We start from the raw sequence: 12,340 nt of genomic DNA, 5'->3' as shown, positions 1-12,340 counted from the left end.
GCAAAAAGCATAACCCTGCCAGATGATCGCAGCTGGATCGAATTTGAACTACGCGAAGAAGCTGTATTCAGTGATGGTGTGCCAGTCACAGCCGAAGATGTGGTAAACACCTTTCAGCTACTACGCGAAAAAGGCAGCCCATTTTATCGAGCTTACTATGCTGACATTACCCTCATCGAAGCACTTGATAGTCACCGGGTTCGCTTTGAGTTTGCTGAAACAGAAAACCGCGAACTAGCGCTAATTGTCGGTGAAGTCCCCGTACTGCCAAAACATTTCTGGGATCAGCGCGATTTTGAAGAGTCAGGTCTGGAAATACCTGTCGGCTCAGGCCCCTATCTACTGGCCAGCTATGATCCGGGACGTACCATTACCTATAAACGAAATCCAGATTATTGGGGTAAAGACCTGCCAGTTCAGCGCGGTCGCTATAACTTTGATGAATGGGTATTTGATTATTACCGCGATGGTACCGTTGCACTGGAAGCCTTCAAGGCAGGCCAGTATGATTTTCGCACCGAATACTCAGCCAAGAACTGGGCAACCGGCTATAGCGGTTCGGCGCTGAATGAAGGACGGATGATCAAAGAAACCATTGAGCACGAAAACCCTACCGGCATGCAGGCTTTTGTGATGAATACTCGGCGTTCACTATTTGCTGATGCTCAGGTGCGTTATGCCTTGGCACACGCCTTCGATTTTGAGTGGACAAATCAGGCTATTTTTTACGACGCCTACAAACGTAGCCACAGCTATTTTTCCAACTCAGATATGGCGGCAGATGATTTGCCTGGTGAACAGGAACTTGCAATACTCGAGCCAGTAAGAGAACAACTTCCAGAAGCCGTCTTTACACAGGTTTATCGTGCACCACAGACAGATGGAGACGGCAACATTCGTACTCAGACACGTAAAGGATTGCACCTGCTGGCTGAAGCTGGCTGGACCCTGGATCAAGGCATATTACGCAATAAACAAGGCCAACCCTTTCGTTTTGAAATACTCATATTCCAGAACAACCTGGAGCGTTTAATCTCACCGTTTACCCGTAACCTTGAGCGCATGGGTATTCAGGCCAATATCCGTGTTGTCGATATTTCCCAATACATCAATCGTCTGCGTGAATATGACTTTGACATGGTCGTCGGCAGCTTTGCTCAGTCAAATTCACCGGGCAATGAGCAGCGTGAATATTGGCACTCCTCCAGCGCTGACCGTCCGGGAAGTCGGAATTTGATTGGTATCCGCAATCCAGCCATTGACTATCTGGTGGATCAACTGATTCAGGCCCCTGACCGTGAACAGCTGGTCTACAGAGCCCGGGCACTTGACCGTGCTCTGCAATGGAATCATTATGTTATTCCGCATTATCACACTAACGCTTACCGTATTGCCTACTGGGATAAATTCGGTATACCCGATATTCGCCCAAACCATGCAATAGGTTTTGATACCTGGTGGATTAAACCTTAATGATCGCCTACATTGTCCGGCGTTTACTGCTGATTATCCCTACGCTGTTCGGCATACTGCTACTGAATTTTCTGATTGTACAACTGGCACCCGGCGCCCTGTTGAACAGACCATTGCTCACCTGCAAGGCTTTGGTGACACCACGGGTGAGCGCATAGGCAGTGCAGCAGGCTCTGATCTGGCCTCAGCTCCATCCTCCGAGGGTACGGGCTACCGTGGTGCACAAGGACTCGATCCTTCTCTGATTGCTGAAATCGAAAAAATGTATGGATTCGATAAACCAGCGCATGAGCGTTTTATGCAGATGCTGGTCAGCTATTTGAAGTTTGATTTTGGTAGCAGTTTTTACAGCAACAAAACGGTCATGGAGCTGATCATTGAAAAAATGCCGGTATCCATATCTCTTGGGCTTTGGACCACGCTGATCGCCTACCTGGTGTCGATACCACTGGGTATCCGTAAAGCCGTTCGTGATGGCAGTGCATTTGATATGTGGACCAGCAGCGCGATTATTATCGGTTATGCCATCCCCAACTTCTTGTTTGCCATTCTGTTGATTGTACTGTTTGCCGGTGGCACCTACTTTGACTGGTTTCCATTGCGAGGCCTGACATCGCCCAATTTCGATGAAATGACGCTGTTACAGAAGATCGGTGATTATTTCTGGCACCTTTCGCTTCCGGTACTGGCATCAGTGATCTCCAGCTTTGCCACACTAACTATGCTGACCAAAAATGCCTTCCTGGATGAAATTCACAAACAGTATGTGCTGACTGCCAAGGCCAAAGGCCTGAAGGAAAACCGTGTACTTTATGGCCACGTGTTCCGCAATGCCATGCTGCTGATCATTGCCGGCATGCCAGCGGCACTGATCGGTATATTTTTTACCGGCTCCTTGCTGATAGAAGTTATTTTCTCGCTCGACGGACTGGGACTGCTGGGTTATGAAGCCGTTATCCGGCGCGATTATCCGGTGATCTTCGGTACCCTGTATATTTTCACCCTGGTGGGTCTGCTGCTCAAATTAGTTAGTGATATTACCTACACACTGGTCGACCCGCGTATCGATTTCAGTAGCAGGGAGGGCTGACCCATGACACCGATTATGCGCCGCCGCATTGACGCTTTTTGCCGCAATCGCCGAGGCTTCTATTCACTGTGGATTTTCCTGGCACTGTTTATCCTGTCATTGGGAGCTGAGCTGATTGCCAATAACAAACCGATTCTGGTCAGTTATCAGGGTAGCCTCTATTTACCGGTTTTCAATAACTACTCCGAATTAGAGTTTGGTGGTGAATTTGACGCGCCTGCCGATTTCCGTGACCCGTTTATACAATCATTGATTGAAGATGCCGACGGCTGGATGCTCTGGCCGGTCATCCGCTACAATTACCAGACCATCAACTATGAACTGCCCTCTCCTGCTCCATCTCCGCCGTCCTGGGAGAACTGGCTGGGTACCGATGATCAGGCACGCGATGTCATGGCTCGGGTGATCTATGGCTTTCGTATCTCGATTGTTTTCGCACTGGTACTGACACTCGCCAGCTCAGTTATCGGTGTGGCTGCAGGAGCAGTACAGGGCTATTATGGCGGCAAAATAGACTTACTTTTTCAGCGCTTTATTGAGATTTGGTCAGGTTTGCCGGTGCTGTTTCTATTGATCATTCTTGCCAGCCTGGTAGAGCCTAACTTCTGGTGGCTACTAGGCATCATGTTGCTGTTTTCCTGGATGCAGCTGGTCGATGTCGTACGTGCCGAGTTCCTTCGGGGACGCAACCTGGAATATGTACGTGCGGCCAGAGCCCTGGGACTAGCGAACTCCACCATTATGTTCCGCCATGTACTCCCCAATGCCATGGTTGCGACCCTGACTTTTATGCCATTCATCTTTAATGGCTCAATAGTCACACTGACAGCCCTGGACTTTCTCGGCTTTGGCCTACCACCCGGCTCACCCTCCCTGGGCGAGTTAGTTGCTCAGGGTAAAGAAAACCTGCACGCACCCTGGTTAGGCCTCTCGGCCTTCTTTACCCTGGCGCTAATGCTAACCTTATTGATTTTTATCGGTGAAGCTGTGCGTGATGCCTTCGATCCAAGAAAAGTCAGTTGAACTTAACGATGTTGGGCATGTAAGCGCACATAAAGGCGTCGGGTCACCTTGGCAACCAGGGTGCCCTGCTGATCGCGAATATACACCACAAACTCAGGAAAAAATTTATCCCCAGCAGCGGTCATCTCACGAATCTGATGTACTTGCTCATCCTCAATATGAAACTCGGCGGTCAGACGTCCAATACCCGGCGAAATGAAATCAATATCTGCAGATTTGTCCCAGATAATGTAGCGGTCATAACCCAGACAACCAAACAATAATACGGCATAGAAGGGATCGGTCATTGAAAAAAGACTACCGCCATACTGACTTGAATTGATATTTTTAGTCCAGGGACGCCACTTCAGATCAACTCTTGCGTAACGGAAGTCAGGACTGATGGATACCAGCTTGATACCAGTGAAAAACAATGGAGGCCAGAGATTCATCGCCCAGCGCAACAGGTTAGGATAACGAAAGAAAAACGCTTTCATACTAGGCATACCACTGAGTAAAAACTGGCATGCTAGCATTAGATCAATCAGTTACGTATAACAAAAAGCGTCAGATTGACTGTGCAGAAAAATCATACCCCGGCAGGCACTCAAACCCAGGCCTGGCAAAATAGTAACCCTGCATCAGACTAACCCCAAGCTTACGGAAGTACAGCATTTCAGACTCGGTTTCCACACCTTCAGCCAGCACGGTAATACCTAATTTTTTACACATATCGATTAAGCCTTCTACAATAACCTGCTTGACCGAATGTGTGTCAATATCACGCACAAGTTCCATATCAATTTTAAGGATTTTTGGAATAAAGCTGGCCAGCATATTCAGCCCGGCATGCCCGGCACCGAAATCATCCAGCGCGGTAATAAAACCCTGTTTCTCATAACTTTTAAAGATTTTAGTCAAGTGTGCACGATCATAGACGTACTCTGACTCGGTAATCTCAAACATGAGTTTTTCAATCGGAAAGCCGGTTTCGCGCGCAGCCGCCAGGGTGCTGCGAATACAGTGCGCTGGTTCATATACGGCATTAGGCAGAAAGTTAATGCTTAATACTTTATCCAGGCCCAACTCGCTGGCTAAATGAATGGCCTTAACCCGGCAAGCCTGGTCAAAAGCATAGCGATTTTCATCATTGATACGGCTAAGGATACTATAAGCTGATTCAGCTTGCGGGCCACGGACCAAGGCTTCGTAGCCAAAAATCTCACGTGCGTTCATATCCACAATGGGCTGAAAAGCAAACGTAAACTCAAAACCCAAGGGTACAAAACAATAACCACAACCGGGTTTGGTTAGTGATTCAGGGAACTGGGTGGCCAATACAAGGCTCCTATTCAAACAAAAAATAATACACTAACCATAGCATAGCAAAAAATTGCTTAAACTAAACCCGAATACTGCTCAACCTTGATTTACAACATCCCGATGATGTTAATACTATTTTACCGTCTGACTGGCACGTGTGAAGCCCATCAGAGAAAGCTCCACCACCAGTGTCTGATCAGTATTGAAAGGGCGGAAACCCACCTTGACAACACTACCTGAGCGGAATGCTGTCAAGCGATTATCATCCAGTGGTACTGCAACCAGACAGCCTTCCTGAACACAGGTCAAAAATGGCGCGCCAAACTCGACACCTTCATCAACCTGCATCACTACCCCCGGACGAACATCCAAACCCAGCGGCAAAAGCAGCTGCATGATCAACTGATTATCCAATTTGCTCACCGTCGCTCTAAGCAACCGGGTATTACCCTGTTCATTTTCCATATTCAGCACCTGCTGAATTTCACATCGTTCCTGACCCTGAACATCGGCACAGATACCCACCCAGTCCTGATATTCTGTTGTTTGGGGTTCTTGTGCAAAAATCCCATATGACATAAATAGTAGTGAAAAAGACAGAAACTTAAGCATTTTCATATTACTCATAATTACTCACTATAATTCTTACACTGTTTGATTTTATGAAAGCCCAGCTGTTAGCCATGGGTCACTCTGTAACACATTCGCCCTGTTACAACAAAAGCCTTAAGTTATTTCAGATGAATCCCCTGCTCATCAGCTACAATCACGCCCTGCTTAAGCAGATTACCAACCGCCATTTTAAAAGCTTTTTTACTGACACCAAAAATCGCTTTGATCTCATCCGGAGAGCTTTTATCATTTAAGGGGCACTGGCCGCCACGCACCTTGAGATAATCTAACACCTGTTCGGCCAGTGGTTCCACCCGTCCATAGCCAGGTTTGTCCAACATCACGTCAATTTTACCATCATCGTCGCGCTGCTGTTTGATATAACCAGGCATGCTTAACCCTGGACGAACCGGCTTAAAAAGGTCCTGCTGATGCAGCATACCTGGATGCTGGTGATTAATAATCACCAGGTAGCCCAACTCTGTCCGGCGCCAGATTAATAGATTAACCGGATCCCCGGCACGGTAACTTGCAGGATCAGGACTAAGATGGCGTTCCAATCGAGCTGAGGCAGCCAAACGACCGGTATTATCAATATAAAGACAGACCATCACCTGCTGCCCAACCTCCACACGCTGTGGCTGCTCGGCGAAGGGTAAGAATAACTGTTTGGGCAAGCCCCAATCCAAAAAAGCACCTACTTGGTTGGTATCAGCCACTCGCAATTGAGCAAACTCTCCCAACTGAATACGTGGCTTTTTCAGTGTCGCAACAGCAAAATCGTCACTATCAAGATAAACAAACACGGACAGGGTATCACCGAGCTGTAACCCGTCCGGCACGTCCTGCAATGGCAGCAGTACAGCTTCCCCCATATTGTCTTCAAGATAAGCTCCCTGTTCGACAATACGCTTTACTTTCAATTGATTAACCCGGCCTAATTCCACTCAAACACCCCTCAACCTCAAATTTGGATACAGCCTACCACAGTTCCTTTGTGGCACAAGCTGACAAGCACCTTTCTGATAGGCATCTTTAGCTTGATTTAAACATAGCACCTTGCGACAAAGGTATAAAAAAGATTACTATTTTATTAACAATTCTTATACGCTGTATTTCATGAAAACAGAAACTTCTTTAACAACCAGTGATAACGCCCACCCAGCCACACTCGAAGTCACCGACCTGCACAAGCGTTACGGTGATATTGAAGTGCTGAAAGGCATCTCCCTGACAGCCCGGGACGGCGATGTTATCTCTATAATTGGTTCCAGCGGCTCTGGAAAGTCCACCTTTCTGCGCTGTCTTAACCTGCTGGAAAATCCATCACAAGGGTGCATCACTTTGCGCGGCGAACCCCTGCAACTGGTAGCGAACAAACAGGGTGAGTTAGAGGCGAAAAAACGTCGCCAACTTGAGATGATGCGTGCCCGTATCGGCTTCGTATTTCAGAACTTCAACCTCTGGCCACACATGACCGTGCTGGAAAATCTCATGCTGGCCCCTGTATTGGTACATGGACGCAGCAGACAAGCATCACGTGAACGTGCGCAGGCCTTGCTTGAGAAAGTCGGACTGGCAGATAAAGCCAAAGCTTACCCGGGTAACTTATCTGGCGGACAGCAACAACGTATCGCGATTGCCAGAACCCTGGCGATGGACCCTGAAGTGCTATTATTTGATGAGCCAACCTCTGCACTCGACCCTGAATTGGTCAATGAAGTATTGGGAGTAATGCAAAATCTTGCTGAAGAAGGCCGCACCATGCTGGTCGTCACGCATGAAATGCGCTTTGCCCGTGATGTATCCAGCCAAGTGATGTTTCTGCACCAGGGTCGGGTTGAAGAGTTTGGTCCTCCAGGCGAGGTATTTACCCAGCCAAAATCTGAACGCTGTAGAGAGTTTTTATCAAGTCATTTGTAACCTTAAGTAAACAAACCAAGCAAACTAATAAAGGTACTAATCTATGCAATGGTCAAAAAAACTTGCTACGTCTGCAGTACTAATAGCGTCTGCAACAATGATAGCACCACTCGCTATGGCTGATACGATCCGTATTGCCACTGAAGGTGCTTATGCACCCTTTAACTTTATCGATAACTCGGGCCAGCCGGGTGGTTTTGATGTTGAAATCGCAAACGCGCTGTGTGAAAAAATGCAAGCTGATTGCGAAATCCTGACTCAGGATTGGGACGGTATCATTCCAGGTCTGCGCGCACGCCGCTATGATGCCATTATCGCCTCCATGTCAATTACCGAAGAGCGTGAGCGTGTTGTTGCCTTCACCAACCCCTACTACTCTAATGTACTGGCTTTTATTGGACCTAAAGACAGTGAAATGCCCACTGATGCAGCGAGCCTGGAGGGTAAAACTCTGGGTGCACAGCGCGCCACCATTGCCGGTCAGTACCTGGAAGATGAACTGGGTAGTACAGTAAGCGTGCGTCTGTATGACACTCAAGATAATGCCTACCTGGATCTGGCAGCAGGTCGACTGGATGGTATGGTTTCGGATAAATTTCCGGCCTACGACTGGTTACGGACAGACGCGGGTAGCGCTTTTGAGTTTAAAGGCGAAGACGTAGATATCAATGATAAAATCGGCATTGCCGTTCGCCAGAATGACACTGAACTGAAGGAGCGCTTCAATCAGGCACTGGAAGCGATAGTGGAAGACGGCACCTACGCTGAAATCAATGCTAAATACTTCCCCTTCTCAATCTATTGATAGCTGAAGCAGGGTCGACAAGGGTCGGTTACTCAGTAAATTGTGTGACCGACCCTTTGTTTTTAATTGCTATAATGTGAGCACTGCATGGATCTACACGGTTTTGGTCATCTCTTGCTATCAGGCACCTGGATTACACTGAAACTGGCCTTTACCAGCCTGTTTTTTGGTTTGATTCTTGGGCTCATAGGGGCTGCAGCCAAACTGTCACCGATGCGCACACTGCGCTGGATTGCCACAACCTATACCACCTTGATCCGTGGTGTACCTGAGCTATTACTGGTACTGATTATCTATTTCGGCACTACAGAGATACTCCTCAGACTGTTTGATCAATACATTGAGATCAGCGCCTTTGCGGCGGGTGTCACTGCCCTTTCTATCGCCTTTGGTGCCTATGCCACCGAAGTGTTCCGCAGCGCCCTGCAAGAAATCCCCAAGGGTCAGCGTGAATCTGCCATGGCGATGGGCCTTACACGCTGGCAAACCTTCAGCCGCATTTTAATTCCGCAGCTTTGGCGCATCGCCATTCCAGGACTTGGCAACCTGTTTTTGGTACTGCTGAAAGATACCGCGCTGGTATCGGTTATCGGACTGGATGATCTGATGCGTCAGGCCTACGTCGCAGCCGGATTTACTAAACTCCCCTTCACCTTTTATCTTGCTGCGGCGTTCATCTATCTGTTTCTGACTATTATCTTTATGCAAGCCATCCGCCTGCTTGAAAACCGTGCGAACCGTCCCTGGCAGGGAGCGCGCTGATGAATGAGCTGATTGTAAGTCTTTCACAATGGCTGCTAACCCTCACTCAGGGAGCAGAGCCCTGGGATTCTTTCGCACGCTACCTGCCCCGCCTTATGGAGGGTGTCTGGGTCACGTTACAACTGGTAATCGTCTCAGGCATTGTTGGCTTTATCATGGCCATTCCACTGGCCTGATGCGCATTGCCAAAAGCCCCTGGTTATGGCTGTTTCCTTATTGCTATATTTTCTTTTTTCGCGGCACACCCTTGCTGGTACAGATCTTCCTGGTCTACTACGGCCTGTCCCAGTTTGAAGCTCTGCGGAATTTTGGCTGGCTTTGGACAGATGTGCTGTCACAACCTTACTGGTGTGCCATTATTGCCTTCAGCCTGAACACCTCAGCCTATATTGCCGAGCTGTTTCGTGGAGCCATCCAGGCGGTCCCCAAGGGAGAGGTGGAAGCGGCACAATCACTGGGTATCAGTCGTCGCAAGCAATACCAGCATATCATTCTGCCCAGAGCCTTCGGCATTATTCTGCCCGCCTATGGTAATGAAGTCATTCTAATGCTCAAAGGCAGCGCACTGGCCTCCACCATCACGCTGCTCGACCTGATGGGGGCCACCCGCGGAGCCATCGCCAGAACCTATATGAGCCTTGAATTTTTCCTGCTGGCTGGGGCGCTCTATCTGCTATTAACGGCCGTACTGATTGGATTTTTCCGCTTACTGGAAAATGCTTATAACGCTCATCAACATGCAACACGGTTACCGGTAACCACACTTGACCCACAACTGCGTGACAAGCACCTTGAAGATAATGTGAAGTAAGGCTGATGCTGACGAAAAATTATTCGTCAGCAGGGTTCTCTTTAAGGTGCTTGATCTGATCCAGACCTTTACGTCTTTGCGCATAAATCACATCCAGTTTATTTTGCAAAACCTCTTGTGCTTCAGGCTCTTTTTCATGCTTGAGTTCATCTTGTAACTGGCGCTCTTTTTCCTTGAGCTGTTTCAGGATTTTACGGATAGACGAGACCTGCTCAAGCTGCGTTTGTGAATCTGCATCCAGAAAGCGCCGGACTCGATCCAGTAGTTTTTTTGCTTTCATTGCATCACTCCGGCTGACTAGCCGTTGGTTCCGGTTTAGATTCGTTTGTCTGACTGGTTTTATCCATCAGCTCATCAAGCTCTTTTTCATTCAGGTTGAAAGGCTCTAGCCTTGTCGCCTGACGTTTAGCAATAAGTGTGGATACAGCATCCAATAGATTATCGCCTATATCGGTGACATAGGCCTCATCATTGAGGATAGACGTTGCTATGGATGCCGCTATGCGCCGATGGCGAATCATTTCATCCAGCTCATCGATCATTTTACGGCTGGCTTTTTGTGATGCAAGCCGTAACGCATCAAGCGACAAGCTAGCCACATCACTGGGTTCCTCACGCAGTAACTGACGCAACTCACGCAACAGTTTGGCCAGATGAATCCGAATCTGATCATAGCGCTCACGTACGGCCAGGTTGCTGGAAAGACCATGGCGTGACAGGTTGCTATGCAAATGCTTCATACCTTTGACAGCCGCTACAATGTTACGACTGGCTTCACGTAACTCATAGAGATTTTCGGTAGCGGCTTTGGTGGACTCACGCATTTGTGCTTCCGCTATAAAGGCCACTATTTCATTATGCAGGCTTTTGATTTTCTCTTCATAGGCATCTTCCACATCGATAGGAAAAATACGCCGGGTATACTTCACCGCATCTGTCAGGGATTCCTGAGAGTCGATGGTGTTACGCTTCAGGCTTAAGCCATGGGCCAGCAGACCATAGGCGTTATCAAACAGGTGTATCACTTCCTTTTTAACCGCATTAACAACGGTGGCAGGGGTTTCCAGAGCTTCTGGGTAGAGATACTGGGGTTGCTCCATTCCCTGCGGTTTAAATTGTATGTGTTGCAACAATAAAGACTCTAATCGGGTCACAAAGGGGGATAGCAACAACACCCCCAATACATTGAACAGGGTATGAAACAGTGCCAGCTTGAGCAAAAAATCATCTGCACGGATACCCATCAAAATCGCTAACTGATCCACAAGCCAGGCTAGCTGGCCTATAAATACAATCGCTACACTAGCCGTCGCCACATTGAATATAACATGGGATGCAGCCAAGCGTTTGCCACCCAGATTGGAAGCAATACTACCCAATACGATAGTTACTGTACTACCGAGATTGGCACCAATGGCCAGCGCCAGCGCATTTTCATAGCTGACCTGTCCTGCCGATAAGGCTGTGATAATGATCAACAGGGTTGCATGGCTGGACTGCATAATGATCGTGACCAACATGCCGATCAGGGTAAACACCAGTAAACCCGAAATGCCCGTCATAGCAAAGGCGGATAAATCAAAGCTCTGCTGAAACGATTCGAAGCCTTCTTTCATGTAGTGGATGCCCAGAAACAGAAAGGCAAAACCCAACAGCAAATAACCGAACCCCTTCAGGCTTTTGCTTTTTTGCATCTGGAACACCATACCAAACACCAGAATGGGCATGGCATAGGCGGCAATATCGACTTTCAAGCCTAAACCGGCAATCAACCAGGCACCGGTGGTTGTGCCAATATTTGCACCCATAATAATACCTATACCACCCATCAGCGTGATCATTTCAGCACTGACAAAGGATACGGTAATGAGTGAAACCAGAGAGCTGGATTGCATCAAGGTGGTACTGGTCATGCCAAAGACCAGGCTTTTCCATAACCGATCAGTGGATTTACGTAAAATGCCTTCCAGCATGCCCCCGGTAAAAGCCTTAAACCCCTCTTCCAGGCACAACATGCCAAACATAAACAAAGCAATACCAGCGGCAATTTCAGTAAAATCAGCACTGACCCAGAAGGCATACACCAAAATGGCCAGGACCAGGGGCAACGATATTTTTTTCAACATGTTCAGTGATCCAGACGGAGTTTTAGTTTTTATTCTAGCTCAGTTTACGACTTAGCGAGGCAGTGGATAGCGCCTCATGATAATGAGTAGCAGAGGTAAACCTATCAGGCGATAATGGCGCATAGCAGAAAAAAGAACGCCCAATCACCATCCAGGGCATCGACCATCATGCCACTGGTGGCCGAGAACCAGATACGTGCAAGGTTTGCCAGTGAGGCCAGCAACGCATACTGAGTCGCTGTATAGGCGCTATTGCAGAGGGATGATAAGTAAGCAACTAAAGCAACCGTAACCAAACCGGTGGTAAAGTTATCTGAAGCTACAGCTACAATAAAAACATCTGTTGATTGGCCAGACATGGCCAACCATGAATAGGCTAAATTGGTTGTAGCCGTCGCCAAGCCCGACAAAAA

General features: G+C 48.0%; 15 protein-coding genes. 8 read left to right on the top strand and 7 right to left on the bottom strand.

The genetic code is table 11. From position 1 onward, the window contains the following. The 3 genes from LH51_RS07835 to LH51_RS07825 form a co-directional block, all read left to right on the top strand. The coding region (locus tag LH51_RS07835; protein WP_036521275.1) for an extracellular solute-binding protein at positions 1-1,473 on the top strand (1,473 nt) is incomplete at its 5' end. After that, positions 1,448-2,563 carry a microcin C ABC transporter permease YejB gene (locus LH51_RS07830; protein WP_442934822.1) on the top strand — a complete coding sequence of 372 codons (1,116 nt, stop codon included), beginning with the start codon at positions 1,448-1,450 and terminating at the stop codon, positions 2,561-2,563. The genes LH51_RS07835 and LH51_RS07830, both read left to right, overlap by 26 nt. A gap of 3 nt (positions 2,564-2,566) precedes the next feature. Then, complete coding sequence (locus LH51_RS07825; protein WP_036521272.1) at positions 2,567-3,586, top strand: ABC transporter permease; 1,020 nt, start codon at positions 2,567-2,569, stop codon at positions 3,584-3,586. A 2-nt stretch (positions 3,587-3,588) separates the two neighbouring features. On the opposite strand, the gene LH51_RS07820 is transcribed toward LH51_RS07825, so the two are convergent. The 4 genes from LH51_RS07820 to LH51_RS07805 form a co-directional block, all read right to left on the bottom strand. Next, positions 3,589-4,062 (bottom strand): DUF4442 domain-containing protein, encoded by a 474-nt coding sequence (locus LH51_RS07820; RefSeq protein ID WP_036521269.1) that lies wholly within the window; start codon positions 4,060-4,062, stop codon positions 3,589-3,591. Positions 4,063-4,132: 70 nt separating this feature from the next. Then, positions 4,133-4,903, bottom strand: a complete 771-nt coding sequence (locus LH51_RS07815; protein WP_036521268.1) for an EAL domain-containing protein — start codon at positions 4,901-4,903, stop codon at positions 4,133-4,135. 117 nt (positions 4,904-5,020) lie between these two features. After that, the gene (locus LH51_RS07810; protein ID WP_052063576.1) at positions 5,021-5,515 is read right to left on the bottom strand and encodes an invasion associated locus B family protein; all 495 of its coding nucleotides are present in this window, start codon (positions 5,513-5,515) and stop codon (positions 5,021-5,023) included. Positions 5,516-5,619: 104 nt separating this feature from the next. After that, entirely contained in the window at positions 5,620-6,447 is an 828-nt protein-coding gene (locus tag LH51_RS07805) for a CvfB family protein (protein ID WP_036521266.1), read from the bottom strand. A 172-nt stretch (positions 6,448-6,619) separates the two neighbouring features. Between LH51_RS07805 and LH51_RS07800 the strand changes: the two genes are divergently transcribed. The 5 genes from LH51_RS07800 to LH51_RS07785 all read left to right on the top strand — a co-directional run bounded on the left by LH51_RS07800 (position 6,620) and on the right by LH51_RS07785 (position 9,801). Beyond that, positions 6,620-7,423, top strand: coding sequence for an ABC transporter ATP-binding protein (locus tag LH51_RS07800; protein ID WP_036521262.1), 804 nt, complete (start codon positions 6,620-6,622; stop codon positions 7,421-7,423). A 115-nt stretch (positions 7,424-7,538) separates the two neighbouring features. Beyond that, positions 7,539-8,228 (top strand): ABC transporter substrate-binding protein, encoded by a 690-nt coding sequence (locus LH51_RS07795; RefSeq protein WP_235263607.1) that lies wholly within the window; start codon positions 7,539-7,541, stop codon positions 8,226-8,228. Between the two features lie 87 nt (positions 8,229-8,315). Beyond that, on the top strand, positions 8,316-8,990 hold the full coding sequence (locus LH51_RS07790; protein WP_036521257.1) for an ABC transporter permease: 675 nt from the start codon (positions 8,316-8,318) through the stop codon (positions 8,988-8,990). Further along, positions 8,990-9,166: a hypothetical protein gene (locus tag LH51_RS22455; protein WP_235263606.1), complete on the top strand. Its 177-nt coding sequence runs from the start codon at positions 8,990-8,992 to the stop codon at positions 9,164-9,166. Before LH51_RS07790 ends, LH51_RS22455 begins: the two co-directional genes overlap by 1 nt. Then, positions 9,166-9,801 (top strand): ABC transporter permease, encoded by a 636-nt coding sequence (locus LH51_RS07785; protein WP_235263605.1) that lies wholly within the window; start codon positions 9,166-9,168, stop codon positions 9,799-9,801. Before LH51_RS22455 ends, LH51_RS07785 begins: the two co-directional genes overlap by 1 nt. Before the next feature lie 19 nt (positions 9,802-9,820). Here LH51_RS07785 and LH51_RS07780 read toward each other — a convergent pair whose 3' ends face one another. The 3 genes from LH51_RS07780 to LH51_RS21325 all read right to left on the bottom strand — a co-directional run bounded on the left by LH51_RS07780 (position 9,821) and on the right by LH51_RS21325 (position 12,337). Further along, the gene (locus tag LH51_RS07780; protein WP_036521255.1) at positions 9,821-10,081 is read right to left on the bottom strand and encodes a hypothetical protein; all 261 of its coding nucleotides are present in this window, start codon (positions 10,079-10,081) and stop codon (positions 9,821-9,823) included. Between the two features lie 4 nt (positions 10,082-10,085). Beyond that, positions 10,086-11,927: a Na/Pi cotransporter family protein gene (locus LH51_RS07775; RefSeq protein ID WP_036521252.1), complete on the bottom strand. Its 1,842-nt coding sequence runs from the start codon at positions 11,925-11,927 to the stop codon at positions 10,086-10,088. Positions 11,928-12,031: 104 nt separating this feature from the next. Next, positions 12,032-12,337, bottom strand: coding sequence for a hypothetical protein (locus LH51_RS21325; protein WP_200881912.1), 306 nt, complete (start codon positions 12,335-12,337; stop codon positions 12,032-12,034). Between the last annotated feature and the right edge of the window lie 3 nt (positions 12,338-12,340).

Source organism: Nitrincola sp. A-D6 (genome assembly GCF_000764495.1).
Taxonomy (GTDB): Bacteria; Pseudomonadota; Gammaproteobacteria; order Pseudomonadales; family Balneatricaceae; genus Nitrincola.
This window is presented reverse-complemented; position numbering and strand designations above follow the sequence as displayed.

What these genes read in the sequence shown, in the direction of transcription:
- LH51_RS07825 (WP_036521272.1), top strand. Translation starts at nt 2,567, where the DNA reads ATGACACCGATTATGCGCCGCCGCATTGACGCTTTTTGCCGCAATCGC.
- LH51_RS07820 (WP_036521269.1), bottom strand. Translation starts at nt 4,062, where the DNA reads ATGAAAGCGTTTTTCTTTCGTTATCCTAACCTGTTGCGCTGGGCGATG.
- LH51_RS07810 (WP_052063576.1), bottom strand. Translation starts at nt 5,515, where the DNA reads ATGAGTAATATGAAAATGCTTAAGTTTCTGTCTTTTTCACTACTATTT.
- LH51_RS07800 (WP_036521262.1), top strand. Translation starts at nt 6,620, where the DNA reads ATGAAAACAGAAACTTCTTTAACAACCAGTGATAACGCCCACCCAGCC.
- LH51_RS07795 (WP_235263607.1), top strand. Translation starts at nt 7,539, where the DNA reads ATGGCTGATACGATCCGTATTGCCACTGAAGGTGCTTATGCACCCTTT.
- LH51_RS07790 (WP_036521257.1), top strand. Translation starts at nt 8,316, where the DNA reads ATGGATCTACACGGTTTTGGTCATCTCTTGCTATCAGGCACCTGGATT.
- LH51_RS22455 (WP_235263606.1), top strand. Translation starts at nt 8,990, where the DNA reads ATGAATGAGCTGATTGTAAGTCTTTCACAATGGCTGCTAACCCTCACT.
- LH51_RS07785 (WP_235263605.1), top strand. Translation starts at nt 9,166, where the DNA reads ATGCGCATTGCCAAAAGCCCCTGGTTATGGCTGTTTCCTTATTGCTAT.
- LH51_RS07780 (WP_036521255.1), bottom strand. Translation starts at nt 10,081, where the DNA reads ATGAAAGCAAAAAAACTACTGGATCGAGTCCGGCGCTTTCTGGATGCA.
- LH51_RS07775 (WP_036521252.1), bottom strand. Translation starts at nt 11,927, where the DNA reads ATGTTGAAAAAAATATCGTTGCCCCTGGTCCTGGCCATTTTGGTGTAT.